Annotated in this window: 14 protein-coding genes; 7 read left to right on the forward strand and 7 right to left on the reverse strand. The window is 27.2% G+C overall.

Annotated elements, in window-relative coordinates; translation table 11 throughout:
* The first annotated feature begins 70 nt into the window (after positions 1 to 70).
* Both ABNT14_RS12295 and ABNT14_RS12300 read left to right on the forward strand, forming a co-directional pair.
* Positions 71 to 1,717, forward strand: a complete 1,647-nt coding sequence (locus tag ABNT14_RS12295) for a glycerol-3-phosphate dehydrogenase/oxidase (protein WP_101902207.1) — start codon at positions 71 to 73, stop codon at positions 1,715 to 1,717.
* Positions 1,718 to 1,744: 27 nt separating this feature from the next.
* Positions 1,745 to 2,248 carry a hypothetical protein gene (locus ABNT14_RS12300; RefSeq protein WP_101902206.1) on the forward strand — a complete coding sequence of 168 codons (504 nt, stop codon included), beginning with the start codon at positions 1,745 to 1,747 and terminating at the stop codon, positions 2,246 to 2,248.
* A gap of 61 nt (positions 2,249 to 2,309) precedes the next feature.
* Here the strand turns inward: ABNT14_RS12300 and ABNT14_RS12305 are convergent, their stop codons facing one another.
* The 4 genes from ABNT14_RS12305 to ABNT14_RS12320 all read right to left on the reverse strand — a co-directional run bounded on the left by ABNT14_RS12305 (position 2,310) and on the right by ABNT14_RS12320 (position 8,523).
* On the reverse strand, positions 2,310 to 4,700 hold the full coding sequence (locus ABNT14_RS12305) for a DUF7619 domain-containing protein (RefSeq protein WP_101902205.1): 2,391 nt from the start codon (positions 4,698 to 4,700) through the stop codon (positions 2,310 to 2,312).
* Positions 4,701 to 5,357: 657 nt separating this feature from the next.
* A complete protein-coding gene (locus ABNT14_RS12310) occupies positions 5,358 to 6,638 on the reverse strand; it encodes an MFS transporter (protein ID WP_101902204.1) in 1,281 nt (426 codons plus the stop codon).
* A gap of 12 nt (positions 6,639 to 6,650) precedes the next feature.
* Complete coding sequence (locus tag ABNT14_RS12315; protein ID WP_101902203.1) at positions 6,651 to 7,310, reverse strand: hypothetical protein; 660 nt, start codon at positions 7,308 to 7,310, stop codon at positions 6,651 to 6,653.
* Positions 7,311 to 7,527: 217 nt separating this feature from the next.
* A complete protein-coding gene (locus tag ABNT14_RS12320; RefSeq protein ID WP_101902202.1) occupies positions 7,528 to 8,523 on the reverse strand; it encodes an NAD(P)H-dependent glycerol-3-phosphate dehydrogenase in 996 nt (331 codons plus the stop codon).
* 101 nt (positions 8,524 to 8,624) lie between these two features.
* Here ABNT14_RS12320 and dut point away from each other — a divergent pair, with 101 nt between their 5' ends.
* On the forward strand, positions 8,625 to 9,056 hold the full coding sequence (gene dut / locus ABNT14_RS12325) for a dUTP diphosphatase (RefSeq protein WP_101902201.1): 432 nt from the start codon (positions 8,625 to 8,627) through the stop codon (positions 9,054 to 9,056).
* 169 nt (positions 9,057 to 9,225) lie between these two features.
* Here the strand turns inward: dut and recA are convergent, their stop codons facing one another.
* Positions 9,226 to 10,251 carry a recombinase RecA gene (gene recA, locus ABNT14_RS12330; protein ID WP_101902200.1) on the reverse strand — a complete coding sequence of 342 codons (1,026 nt, stop codon included), beginning with the start codon at positions 10,249 to 10,251 and terminating at the stop codon, positions 9,226 to 9,228.
* A gap of 114 nt (positions 10,252 to 10,365) precedes the next feature.
* Here recA and ABNT14_RS12335 point away from each other — a divergent pair, with 114 nt between their 5' ends.
* From ABNT14_RS12335 to ABNT14_RS12350, 4 genes are read left to right on the forward strand one after another with little or no spacing between them, the layout of a single operon-like run.
* On the forward strand, positions 10,366 to 11,157 hold the full coding sequence (locus ABNT14_RS12335) for an aldose 1-epimerase (RefSeq protein WP_159459520.1): 792 nt from the start codon (positions 10,366 to 10,368) through the stop codon (positions 11,155 to 11,157).
* Between the two features lie 7 nt (positions 11,158 to 11,164).
* On the forward strand, positions 11,165 to 11,731 hold the full coding sequence (locus ABNT14_RS12340; RefSeq protein WP_101902198.1) for a pseudouridine synthase: 567 nt from the start codon (positions 11,165 to 11,167) through the stop codon (positions 11,729 to 11,731).
* A 43-nt stretch (positions 11,732 to 11,774) separates the two neighbouring features.
* Entirely contained in the window at positions 11,775 to 11,918 is a 144-nt protein-coding gene (locus tag ABNT14_RS12345) for a hypothetical protein (RefSeq protein WP_180947606.1), read from the forward strand.
* A 27-nt stretch (positions 11,919 to 11,945) separates the two neighbouring features.
* Positions 11,946 to 12,794, forward strand: coding sequence for an N-acetylglucosamine kinase (locus tag ABNT14_RS12350; protein ID WP_101902197.1), 849 nt, complete (start codon positions 11,946 to 11,948; stop codon positions 12,792 to 12,794).
* 63 nt (positions 12,795 to 12,857) lie between these two features.
* Here ABNT14_RS12350 and ABNT14_RS12355 read toward each other — a convergent pair whose 3' ends face one another.
* Both ABNT14_RS12355 and rpiB read right to left on the reverse strand, forming a co-directional pair.
* The gene (locus ABNT14_RS12355) at positions 12,858 to 13,298 is read right to left on the reverse strand and encodes a GNAT family N-acetyltransferase (RefSeq protein WP_101902196.1); all 441 of its coding nucleotides are present in this window, start codon (positions 13,296 to 13,298) and stop codon (positions 12,858 to 12,860) included.
* A 33-nt stretch (positions 13,299 to 13,331) separates the two neighbouring features.
* Positions 13,332 to 13,769, reverse strand: coding sequence for a ribose 5-phosphate isomerase B (gene rpiB / locus ABNT14_RS12360; protein ID WP_101902195.1), 438 nt, complete (start codon positions 13,767 to 13,769; stop codon positions 13,332 to 13,334).
* Between the last annotated feature and the right edge of the window lie 854 nt (positions 13,770 to 14,623).

Consider the following 14,623-nt stretch of genomic DNA (forward strand, 5'->3'; position numbering starts at 1 on the left):
TAAATAACAAGCAATTACTTTTAATTTATAGTCTCTATTTTTATATGTACTTTTGTAATAAAAGGTAGCTATGACTAAATTTTCTTTCTTCAATCGAAAAAATATTCAAGAACAATTACAAGAAACAACATTTGATATTTTAATTATTGGCGGCGGTATTACTGGTGCTGGAATTGCTTTAGATGCAGCATCTAGAGGAATGAAAGTTGCACTGGTTGAAAAAAATGATTTTGCTTCAGGAACTTCAAGTAAATCAACCAAATTAATACACGGTGGTTTACGCTATTTAAAACAATTTGATTTTTGGCTAGTCAAAGAAGTTGGTTCTGAACGTGCTATTGTACATAAAATAGCCCCACATTTAGTGGTTCCCGAAAAAATGATTTTACCCTTAATTGAAGGTGGTACTTATGGTGCTTGGCTTACCTCTATCGGCTTAAAAATTTACGATGTATTGGCTGCCGTAGAAGGAGATGACAAACGTAAAATGCTTGATAAAAAAGAAGCACTTGAAATAGAACCATTATTACCCAAAAATATTTTAAAAGGGGCTGGTTATTATGCCGAATATCGTACAGATGATGCCCGTTTAACCATCGAAATATTAAAAACAGCAAGTACATACGGAGCTGAAATACTTAATTATACAAAAGCAAATGCCTTTATTTACGAAAAAAATAGGGTAGTTGGTGCAACAGTTACTGATGTTTTTAATAATCAAAGCTATAATATCAAGGCAAAATATGTAGTAAATGCCGCAGGACCGTGGGTCGACGAATTACGTCAACTTAATCATTCAAAAACAGGTAAAAGACTACATTTAACCAAAGGCGTTCATTTGGTAGTAGCTCACGAAAAATTTCCAATAAAACAATCCGTTTATTTTGATGTTCCTGATGGACGCATGATGTTTGCCATTCCTCGTGGAAAAATCACCTATTTTGGTACTACAGACACTAATTTTCAACAAAATAAAGATGCACTATCAATAGATATTGCTGATGCAACCTATCTAATTGAAGCGGTAAATAATATGTTTACAGATATTCACTTAACAATTGCTGATATTCAATCATCATGGGCAGGTTTACGTCCGCTAATTCATGAACAAGGAAAATCAGCTTCTGAACTTTCAAGGAAAGATGAAATTTTTATTTCTGATACCAAATTAATATCTATCGCTGGTGGTAAATTAACAGGATACCGTAAAATGGCGGAACGTATTGTTAATTTAATCGCTAAAAAAATGATTCGACATTTTGATGTAAAATTTGATGCTATAAAAACAGAAAATATTGTATTAACAGGCGGAAATTTTAAAAACTATAAAGCCGTAGAAATTTATACAAAAGAAATTTATAATGATTTAAAAGAACATAATTTTACTAAAAAAGAAGCTACTTATTTAGTACATAATTATGGTAAACAAACAAATATTATTTTAGAAAGATTTAATAAAATTGATGAAAAAAATACCACACTACGCTTATTAAAAGCCGAAATTTGGTTTACTATTCAATATGAAATGACCTGTACACCTACTGATTTTTTTATGCGTAGAACAGGTCGTTTATTTTTTGATAAACCAAGTGTAAACACCTACAAAGAAGCTATTTTAAATGAATTTACAAAGTATTTTAATTGGGATATTTCATCCGAAGAAAAGCATCGAAAAGAATTAGAATCGAAAATAAATATAAGTATCAGTTTTAATTAAAAATCTATTAAAAAAAAATCCCCCCATATGAAACAACAATTTATTTTATCGCTACTTGTAATTAGTAGTTTTATAGCAAAAGCACAAACAAGTAATATTATAACTCTTGTAGAACTAAACTCCTTTAAAATAAATAATATTACATTATCTGACCTAAAAAAAACAGCAGGTAAACAAGCTGCTGTAGAAACACTATTGGGTAGTGCTAATTCGTATAAATCAGATGAAAATCAGCAATATTATTATTTTGTTTTTAAAGGACTTAAAGTTGATTTTTCTAGAGATAAAAGCACTCCTTATATTGAATCTTTTGAAATAAATAACAATAAATCTTCCCTAACAATAAAACAACAAACCATTACCATTGGCGATAATATAAGTAAATTAGGTACTATTTTTTTTAGCCCTGGAAGAAATGGTGATAAAAGTATTATATATACATCTTGTGAAGATTGTGATAGCTTTATTAATATTGAATTTAATCAAAATACTAATCTTATTACTAAGATTAGCTATTTAGATATGTCGTAAATAAAAAAACCAGTGAATTAATTTTCACTGGTTTTTTTTATTGATTACTAAAATTAACTGTTTAAAGTTTTATAAACTTAGTTACCAATTCTCCTTTATTAGTAATAATTTTCATAAAATAATTATTTGGATATAAATAACTAACATTCATTACTCTTGTGTTTCCAAAATAATAACCGACTAAATTTCCTCCAATATCATATATTGTAATATAACTAATTTGAATATTATCATTTAATACTTTTAAATTTAATATTCCAGTAGTTGGGTTAGGAGACAATGTAAAATAATTAGAAAATTCAGGTTGTTCTATTACTTCTTTCTTAACTGTTACAATTTCATTTTCTGTAATTACTGGAGCATTAAAATCAAAATAAATTGCAGCACCATTTACAATTTTATCCCCTTCAACTAAAGTTTCTTTACTCTTTATTTTAAATAATACATATCCATCATTATTAGCATCATCAAAAGGAAGGTTTATATTTTTAAATATAAATTCTACCTCATTACCATTTGTAATTATTGTTGAATAAGAATGACTAGATTTTAATGGTATTAATGATTCAATATCTAATTTAGTCGTATCAATAACATCTTTAACACGTATATTTACTGCTTCGGCTGTTCCTTTATTTTCAAAACGAATTAAATAATGTAAATACTGACCTACATTATCAGGATTTAAAATATTTCCTTCTAAACATGTTTTATCATTAGGGTCATAAGAATTTACAACTGTTTGTGATAATGTCATTACATTATTATTGGGCGTTTGATCTGTTTTTCCTGTAACTGTTGCCTTATAATTTAAAATATCTCCGTTATTTAATGCTGGAGAATCTAAAGGTGTATTTAATACAAATGTTACAGGTATTTCTACTGATTTTAACGGTAATAAATTTGTAAAACTCCAAGTCAATTGTCCATTTGTATCGCTATTTACAGTAGGTATTGAACTAACATAGTTTAGCACATTTTCTTGATAATTTAAAGTAACCGTACCAGATTGTGTCGTTGTTCCTATATTTTTATAGGTAAGTTTATAAGTTGCATTAAAACCTGGTCTTGCTCTAGTTAAAGGAACAATACTTACTTCTAAATCATTAAAGTTACCAACTGATTTTACACAATAATCTGTTATTAATGTATTTAACTGTACAGGAATATTTATTGGTGTAGGAGTAACTGGTGTTGAAAATGTAAAATAATTTAAATTCTGTAGGGCAGGAGCTATAAAATAGGTACCATCTGATATATGCAGTGCGTATTTTCCTTCTTGATTTGGATATGCCACAGTAGATTGACCATTTGTCAATGAAATTGCAGAAACTCTTAAACCTCCTGTAAAAGGAACATCAGCACTATCACAACCATCGCCATTTACATCATAAGTAACAGTACCTTTAATACGATTATGAGGTACATCACAATCATTAGAAAGCATACAACTTGTTTGATTAGCTTCTTCTAATAGAGTAAAAATATCATTTAAATATTCCTGTTCAGCACAAATAAATTCTAATTTAGGACAATTTTTTAAATTTACATTTAATTTTTCTTCACCTGAAATTGATGTTGTATATCCTATTGATTGCCCAGTCATAGAAACACTTGTTAAATTAGAATTACCCTCAAAATTTAAAAAAATAAGTGAACAAGGTCTTACATTTAAGGTATTTAATTTATTATATTGAATACGTAACCAACCCAATTTAGAGTTATTAGAAAGATTTATATCTGTCAATTTATTGTTATTTACAGATATTGATGTCAATAACACATTTTTTGAAACATCTAAATTTAATAAATTATTTTGCATAACATTAAGAGTTACTAAATTAGTATTATTAGAAATATCAATTTCAGTTAACCCATTATTAAAAGCATATAAATGTTTTAATAATACATTTTTAGTAATGTTTAATTGCCCTAAACTAAAATTAGATGCTACATTTAAATTTGTTAATAATACATTTTTAGAAATATCAATACTTTGTATATTATTATTAAAAACATCTAATGATGTTAAGTTTAAATTTGTAGCTATATTTATATCAGTTAATTTATTATTCCGAATACTAAAAGATTTTAAATCTAAATTATTAGTTATATTAATATTACTTATTTTATTATCACTTAAATTAATTAATTTTAACTTAGTATTCTTTGTAAGGTCTATAGATATTAATTGATTTTTATTTACTGTTAAACCTTCTAAATTTGAGAAATTTTCTATTCCACTTAAATCACTTATACCTTTATTCGTTAATCTTAAATATTTTGAATTTTCTGCCTCTTGAACACTTATTTCACCATTGCTATCTGTATCTACTAAAGGGCTATGACTCAAAAGTGCATTTTTAAAATTGGAGTCAGGAAAATTAATATTTTGTGTATTTCCAATAGCATAGTAACCTATTAATAAGGTTAAGAATAATAGTTTTTTCATATATTTTTTATTTTTGGTTAATATTATTACGGCTAATAATATTATTAATTTAATGATTTATCATTTATTTTTAAAAAAACATATAAACAAATAAAAATCAACAAATTAACTACTTATAGTTAGTAATAATTTTACAAATCTAAGAGATGTTATTTACCTGTACAATACCCAATACCCCTAATTAAAAATAGGGTTAACCCTATTTTTGTTAACTTATCTTTAACATTTAAAAATAAAATGTATATTAAAAAATGTAAAATTTAGAGGAAAAAAATATATCCTAAATAATATTTTGAAATGAATTTAAAAGATATTTTTAAAAAAAGAGTGAAGAGGTTTTAAATATGTAATAAAGCCTATTAAATTTATTTTTTCTTAGAGCCTGTTTAAATTTCATCTAAAAAAGTTTTATAACATCAAAATAAGAAATCGAAGCCGTCAAAGGAATTTTAGTTCAGTTTCTAATCCTGATTTGCCCTGTTTTTTAGCTTTTTTTTGATAATTTTTGTCAATTCGAGTGCTTTTAATGACTAAAATAAATTAAAATTGTATCGAAAAATTGAATTATTTTATGTGGGAGTTCTCGATACAATTTTTTTGAAATAAAAAAATCACTAGAACTAACAGTTTATTTAATTTTCAAATAGGCTCTTACAATTACTCCATTTTTTCGTGTGAATCTAAATCTTCACTTAAATCTAATTTTCGCAATGTAGGATTTAAAACCCCTGTAGTAATAACCGTTATTAATGTCATTGTTCCACCAAAAACAACAGCAGTTACTGTACCCATTAATTTTGCGGTTACACCACTTTCAAAAGCACCTAATTCGTTGGAAGAGCCTACAAACATAGAATTAACTGAAGCAACTCGACCACGCATATTATCGGGTGTTTTTAGCTGTAAAATGGTTTGACGGATAACCATCGAAACTCCATCGGTAATACCACTGAAAAATAATGCTACAATAGATATCCAAAAAATAGAAGACAATCCGAAGATAATAATACAAATTCCAAAACCAAAAATTGCGGCTAATAGTTTTAGCCCTGCATTTTTACTTATCGGAATATAAGCGGTTACCAACATGGTTAAAAAAGCGCCAATTGCTGGTGCGGCTCGCAATGCGCCAAAACCTTCTGGTCCTACTTTTAAAATATCTTGTGCATAAATAGGTAATAATGCCACCGCACCGCCAAATAATACCGAAATCATATCTAAGGTAATGGCTCCTAAAATGGCTTTTGTTTTAAAGACGAAATGAATTCCTTCTTGTAAACTTTTTAAGATTGGTTCGCCTATTTTAGGGTTTAAAATAGGTTTTTTATCGATAAAAAAGACCATCAGAAATGAAAATAACACCAAGCTGAAAACAATGCAAAGCGACCAATGAACGCCTATCCATGAAATAGTAAACCCAGCAAAAGCAGGCCCTAAAACTGATGCCATTTGCCATGTAGAACTGCTCCAAGTGGCTGCGTTTGGATATAATTTTTTAGGCACAATTAAACCGATTAACGAAAAGATTGTAGGACCGAAAAAAGAACGTAAAAGTCCTCCAAAAAATACCAAGCCGTAAATTGCATATAAAACAGTATTTTGTTGCCAACCCGCTACAAAACTAGGAAGTGTTAAAAAAAACAAGCCCAAACTTATCAATGAAAAAATACCGATACAAAGTGCTAGTAAGTTTCTTTTTTCTTTTTGATCGACAATATGCCCTGCAAATAACGCCATAGAAACTGCAGGGATTACTTCCATTAAACCAATAATCCCTAATGATAATGGGTTTTTAGTAATGCTATAAACCTGCCATTCTATGATTATAAATTGCATCGACCAGCCAAAAACTAAAGCAAAACGTACTAAAAGAAATAAATTAAATTCCTTAATTCTTAAAGAAGCATACGGATCATTTTTTTGCTGATATTTTGACATTTTTTGATATTTTTAATTTAATTTTAAATCCATTAAAATAGCAAATGTTTCATTAACATCTTCTTCTTTTACCACAATAGTCATTTCATGTGTAGTTGAAATTATTTCTTGCACTGCTATATTTGCCCAAGCAAATTGCTTTAAAATAAAATAATAAATACCTGATTGTTCTAAATTATTTTTAGGTAATTTAATGGTAATAGAAGCTAAATCATTTACGTTATTAATTAGCGTTTCTCGTTTAAAAATTTCTTCAACATAAGCTCGTAAATTTTTACTAGTAACAATATTTGTTTCAAAGATACCTTGTGAAACTGTTAAAAAATAGTCGTTACTATCAGCCGATTTACTTAATATTTTAGCTATTTCTTTTAATAAAGAAGATGTATTTTTAAAGGTAAAGTCACACAAATCTGACCGAACAATAACATCTCCTAAATTAAGTGCTAATTTTTTAATATTTTTACGTACTCTTAATTCATTTGCTGGCGATAATCTATTTATAGCCATCATAACAGCACCTACTTTTACATCTTTTTTAAGTAATTTAGATACTTCTGGTAATATTACTCTAGCTAAAGAAGATACATTTATCAATTTTTCATTTAAAGCCTCTTCTATAAAAGGTGTTTTTCTTATAGTAATTTCAACAGCTTCTTGAATTGTTTTCATTGTTGTTTAATTTTAAACGAAAATACTTAAAATACAACCAATAGTAAAATTTTTCTAAAACATTTAAATTGTTTATTTTTAATACAAAATAAATGTAAATCAGATTTTTAAGTTATGTTTGTTTCTTATCTTTACAAGGCTTTTTTATCACCTAAATAAAGGTAATAGTGATTGATGAATTTTCTTTAAGAAAGGTTATTTTATTAAATGCAAACAACTAATCTAATCTATTTGTTAACTTCAAAAATTCATCTTTCGCTTCTTTTTTACCATATAACACATTATATACTGCTTGTATAATAGGTGTATTAGCATCAATTTTTTGATTTATTTCGTAGGCACTTTTTGTAGCATAATATCCTTCGGCAACCATACTCATTTCTAACATTGCCGATTTTACAGTATAGCCTTTACCAATCATATTTCCAAATAATCTATTTCTACTAAAAACCGAATACCCTGTAACTAATAAATCACCTAAATAAGCCGAATCATTAATGTTTCGATTCATTTTATCAACCTTTTCGATAAATCGTTTCATTTCACGAATGGCATTACTCATTAATACTGCCTGAAAATTATCTCCATATCCTAAACCATGTGCAATACCTGCTGCGATGGCATAAATATTTTTTAACATTGCGGCGTATTCTGTACCAATAATATCATCAGAAATTTTTATTTTGATATAACGACTCGCAATAAATTGGCTTAAATACTCTGCTTTTTTTTCATCTTGACAAGCAATTGTTAAGTATGATAGGCGCTCCATAGCAACTTCTTCTGCATGACAAGGACCTGTAAGAACTCCTATATTTTGATAAGGGATATTATAATTTTCATGAAAATGTTCACCTACAATTAAACCTGTTTCGGGTACAATACCTTTAATAGCTGAAAAAATTATTTTATCTTTTAGTGAAATTGATAATTTATCTAATGCTGTTTTTAAAAATGCAGAAGGAATTGCAAAAATTAAGATATCATAATTTTCAACGATATAATTCATATCATCAGACAAATCTAACTGCTTGGTATTAAATTCTGCGGAGCTTAAATAATTAGGATTGTGTTTGTTTCTTTTTATATGCTCAATAGCATATATACTACGCATGTACCATCCGATATTTTCTAAATTTTCAGATAACATTTTTACAATGGCTGTAGCCCAACTTCCACCACCTAAAACAGCTATTTTAGTTTGCTTATTCATAATATAGTTTGATTAATGGGCTAAATTAATAAATCTATATCCTTCTAGTAAAAGTTATGAGTATTATTATATTTGAATTTTGAAAACTTTTTATAAAAAACATGAACGTACAACTAATAAATAAATCGAAACATCAAACACCTGCTTACGAAAGCCAAGGTGCTGCAGGAATGGATTTACGTGCAAATATTGAAAAGCCTATTACTTTAAAACCTTTAGAAAGAGCAATTATAAAAACAGGGTTATTTATTGCATTGCCTATCGGTTTTGAAGCACAAGTACGCCCAAGAAGCGGATTATCAGCTAAAAATGGAGTAACAGTATTAAATTCTCCAGGTACTATTGATGCGGATTATCGAGGGGAAATTGGCGTTATTTTAGTCAATTTATCAAACCAAGATTTTACTGTAAATGATGGTGAACGTATTGCACAATTAATTATTGCAAAACACGAACGTGTAAACTGGCAAGAAGTTAGTGCTTTAAATGAAACTGAACGTGGTACTGGTGGTTTTGGTAGTACTGGTGTTTAATTAGTGTTCAAATTTTTAGCCCCGATTGAAGCATTTGTTTGAGCTCTTTTTTTGATTTTTTCTTCAAAAAAAAGCGAGTGCAGAAAGCGGGAAATTGCTTCTAAAAAAAAATAAAAACCTGTTGCAAAAATATTACAACAGGTTTTTATTTTAATATAATAAAAGAGTATTATTTATTTTCAATAGCATCTTTTATTTTAGCTTCTAATTCTTCTGCTAATTCTGGATTATCTTTAATTAAACCTTTCACAGCATCTCTACCTTGTCCTAATTTAGTTTCACCATAACTAAACCATGAACCGCTTTTTTTAACAATTCCGTATTCAACACCAATATCTAAAATTTCACCAACTTTAGAAACTCCTTTACCATACATAATATCAAATTCTGCAATTTGAAATGGTGGTGCTACTTTATTTTTTACAATTTTCACTTTCGTACTGTTTCCAATAACTTTATCGCCATCTTTAATTTGTGTTCTACGACGAATATCTAAACGAACAGAAGCATAAAATTTTAAGGCATTACCTCCAGTTGTTGTTTCTGGGTTTCCGAACATCACACCAATTTTTTCACGTAACTGATTGATAAAAATAACCGTACATTTCGTTTTACTAATTGTACCTGTTAATTTACGTAATGCCTGAGACATTAAACGGGCGTGTAATCCCATTTTAGAATCTCCCATTTCACCTTCAATTTCTGATTTAGGAGTTAACGCCGCAACAGAATCTACCACTACAATATCTACCGCACCAGAACGAATTAAATTATCAGCAATTTCTAATGCTTGCTCACCGTGGTCTGGCTGAGAAATAATTAAATTATCAGTATCAATACCTAAACTTTCGGCATAAAAACGGTCAAAAGCGTGTTCTGCATCAATAAAAGCGGCAATACCACCAGCTTTTTGAGCCTCAGCAATTGCATGTAATGTTAAAGTTGTTTTACCTGATGATTCTGGTCCATAAATTTCAATAACTCTTCCACGAGGGTATCCGCCAACGCCTAAAGCTAAATCTAATCCTAAAGAACCTGATGAAATTACTTCCATTTCCTCGACCTTAGTATCACCTAATTTCATTACCGACCCTTTTCCATAAGTTTTATCTAACTTATCTAAAGTAAGTTGAAGAGCTTTTAATTTTGCTTCTTTTTCTTTGTCCTTATTTTTATTTTCTTTATCTGCTGCCATAAATCGTGCTATTTTTATTATAATAAGAGTGGCTAAGTTATGAAAAACTACTTTTATTTTACCATCTTTTTCATGCTACATTTTGTAATATTGTTTTTCTTAATTTCAATAAAAATGAATACTACTATTCTTTTAAAAAACAGTCAAAGTTCTGCAAGTATATGTAAAGGTGAACTAATTAGTTTTATAATTAATGATGAAGAACTAATACATTCGAAAGATTCACCTGGTTGGAATGCTTCTGATATAGAGATGTTTCCTATTATTGGACCTACAAAATTAAATGATTTTTCTGTTGATACACCTGATGGAGTTGCTAAACAAGACCAACATGGTTTATTAAGAGAACTTGAGTATAAACTGATTTTTAGTGATAAAACTTCTGCCATTTTTGAAAAAAAATATGTAAAAAATACACTTGTAAAAAATTCTAAATTTCCAGAAAAATCGACACAAGAAAATTTATTTTGGACATATGATTTTGTTTTTAGAAAAATTATTTCGATTGAAAAATCAGCTATAAAAATAGATTTTGAAATTATTAATGATAAAAAAATGCCTTATATGTTTGGCTATCACCCTAGTTTTAAACTTGCTGGTTTTGGTACTGAAATAATAAAAACAAAAGATATAGAAATTAGCTTATCGGAAATTTTAAATGTAGGTTCGGCAGCTTATAAAGTTTTAAATACAAATGAAATTAATTTGATAAAAAAAGAGGGGAGTAGTATAAAAATTAGCACCAAAAATTTTGATAATTTTATGTTATGGACTCCTGTTAAAAATATGGTTTGTATTGAACCTATTACCCAATATCCTTTAGAAAAAGATTCTGAAAACTCAATAAAAAATAGCAGAATAAGTACAGGTAAAGACTTATTTTCAGTAACAATTAGTACCTTATAAATTTAATATGGAACACCGTCATTTTATTATTCATAAACCTTATGGTTATCTTTCTCAATTCATTACAAATGAAACTAAAAGAAAGAAAAAAATGTTAGGAGAATTGTTTGATTTCCCTGAAAAAACAATGGCAATCGGACGTTTAGATTTTGCATCCGAAGGACTTTTATTTTTAACTACGGATGGAAAAGTAAGTGCTGCAGTACGTAGTAAAAAAGTAGAAAAAGAATATTATGTACAAGTTGACGGACTTATAACTAATGATGCTATTGAAAAATTAAAAAAAGGTGTAGAAATTGGTTTCGATGGTAAAAAATACATCACGCTACCTGGAAAAGCGTCTATAATAGATACGCCTAATTTCCCTAATAGGTCTCAAAAAATTAGAGACGAACGTCATGGTCCTACAAGCTGGGTTAGTATTGTTATTTCAGAAGGAAAATTTAGGCAAGTTCGTAAAATGACCGCCGCTGTTGGTTTTCCTACTTTACGTTTAATTAGAGTTCGTATTGGTGATATTCATTTAAATAATATGAAATCTGGTGAGGTAAAAGAAACAGATACTTTAGTCTAAATTGATATGACTATTATTACTTTATTTTATGTAAATTTACAATATGAGAGATAATTCAAATACTTTTATTTACATAATAGCTAGTATTATTATACTACATTTTTTAGTCGGTTTTGGCTTTTTAATTTATAAAATGACAAAGAAAACTGATGATAAAAAGGAATTTAAAAACGGTAGAAAAGAATAATTTTTTTATTCAAAAATTTTAAACACAATGATATTAATTGCAGATGGTGGCTCTACAAAAGTAGATTGGATTGCTTTAAATGAGAGTAAAAAAGAAGTTTTTAGTACACAAACATTAGGATTAAACCCAAATGTTATTTCTAAAAAAAAGTTATTAACAATTATTGAAAACTGTACCGATTTAAAAGAATATCGAAAATCTATCAAAAAAATTTATTTTTATGGCGCTGGTTGTGGTACAGAAACTGCTAAAAGTATTTTAAATGAAGTTTTAAATAATTTTTTTTCAGCAACCACAAATATTGTTGTTAAAGAAGATATTTTAGGTGCAGTATATGCATCGGCAAAAAATAAAAAAGCCATTGTTTGTATTTTAGGAACAGGCTCAAATAGTTGCTATTTTAATGGAAAAAATCTTAAATATATTTCACCTTCGTTAGGTTATTCAATTATGGATGAAGCAAGTGGAAATTATTTTGGAAAAAAATTACTAAGAGATTTTTTCTACAAAAAAATGCCTACTGAAATAGCCGATAATTTTGAAAAAGAATTTAATTTGAATCCTGATTTTATAAAACAAAATTTATATCAAAACGAAAATCCAAATAGATATTTAGCCTCATTTGCTAAATTTATGTACCTTTATAAAGATACTCCTTACATAAAAAAATTAGTAAAAAAAGGTTTTAAAAAATTCTTTAATTTTCATGTTTTAGCATACAATAAGAATAAAAAAACACCCGTTTATTTTATAGGTTCTATAGCTTTTTATTTTAAAGATATACTACAAGATGTAGCAAGTAAAAACAATATTGAAATTACAAATATTATAGAAAAACCTATTAATAATTTAATCGAATATCATCAAGAGTTTTAAAAATAATTTCCTGCTATTTTAAATAATTTTTCATCTAAAAACGGCAGGAAATAAATATGTTTTTTACGCTATTTTCATTTTAACATGTGGTATTCCATCTTCTAAATACTCTTTTCCTTCTTTTATAAATCCATGAGATTTATAAAATTTTATTAAATATTTTTGAGCTGATATAGTAATCTTATTCGAATTATAATTATCGTAAACCGCTTGTTTAGAAGCTTCTATTAAAAAATGACCGTAACCATGTTTACGTTCATTTTTTTTAACAAGTACCCTACCAATACTTGGAGTTTCAAAGTATTCACCGCTATTAAATAAACGTGTATAAGCTATAATTTTATCCTTCTTTATTCCTAAAACATGTAAGGCGTGTTGGTCTTTATTATCAAGATCTTGATATACACAGTTTTGTTCAACAACAAAAATTTCAGAACGTAATTGTAATATTTGATAGAGTTCTGATATTGTTAATTCTGTAAATTTTTTGATTAAAAAGTTCATTTAAAAAAATTAATTTATAATGATTATAAACTATTATAGACAATCGCAAGCTATTTTATTAACTCTGTTTGCGTGTCTTCCTCCTTCAAATTCAGTATTTAAAAATATAGTTACAAAACCTAAAGCTTGTTGTAATGATACAAAACGAGCAGGAATAGTTAAAATATTGGCATTATTATGTTGACGAGTTAATGCTACTAATTCATTATTCCAACATAAAGCAGCACGTACTCCTTGATGTTTATTAGCAGTCATTTGTGCACCATTACCACTTCCGCATAAAATAATTCCCATTTCAGCCTGCTTAGTTTCTACGGCTTCAGCTGTTGGGTGAATAGCATCTGGGTAATCCATACTATTACTATCATTTGTTCCAAAATTAATAACCTTGTGTCCTTGTTTTTCTAAAAATTTTATAATTTCAAATTTATACTCAGTACCAGCATGGTCATTTCCAATGGCTATTGTCATAATTTGTTGATTTTAATTTAGTTGTGTGTAACAAAAATACAGTAATTCAGGGTTATCAACAGTAATTAACAATGCTTTTTTAATAAAAACAGATAAAGGTCTAAAAATCAAATATTTATAAACACCAGATGAATGTTAATAAGTAAGAGTATCTTTTTAAAACTTTTTTTGTTTATCTAAAATATTTTTACAATACAAAAGTATATTTAATATACACAACTTTTTTTATCAGATTCTAATAAACATTTATCAACATAAAATTAACCTCTTATTAACAATTAAACTTAATAAAGTTATTAATAATTAATTGTTATTAACGGTTAATAACAATTGTTAATAACTTTATTAAAGTACTCATTTAAAAACTTTTAAACACATTATAACCTGTTAATATTATTTAATAAGTCATATTTACAAAAATAATAGCAAATACTTATTCTACTTATTAACAAACTATAATAACAACTATTTTTTTTTATTTATTAAAAGAGAAAATATATATAATATAATAAATGTTAATAACCTTATTAAAGAATATGAATTGTTTTTATTTCTTATTAATCAATTTGGTTAAAATCAATTTAAGATTGTTACTATATTTATATATATTTGCGTTACAACACTGTGTAGTTACTTCTCAATTAACAGCAATTTAATTGCTATATTTTTTACTAAGTAAGAAAATTCTAGTAAGACCTAGAAAAGCAAAACAACTAACTATTTTTATGGTATAAAAATTGCTCAATTTTTTATTGAGTTTAAAAAATATGATTATATCATAAATAATGTAAAAATTAGTCCAAAACAATAAATTGATAACAGTTATTTAATAAAATACACAGTTTATTTATTCG

It is taken from the genome of Tenacibaculum dicentrarchi, from assembly GCF_964036635.1.
In the GTDB taxonomy this organism is placed as follows: domain Bacteria; phylum Bacteroidota; class Bacteroidia; order Flavobacteriales; family Flavobacteriaceae; genus Polaribacter; species Polaribacter dicentrarchi.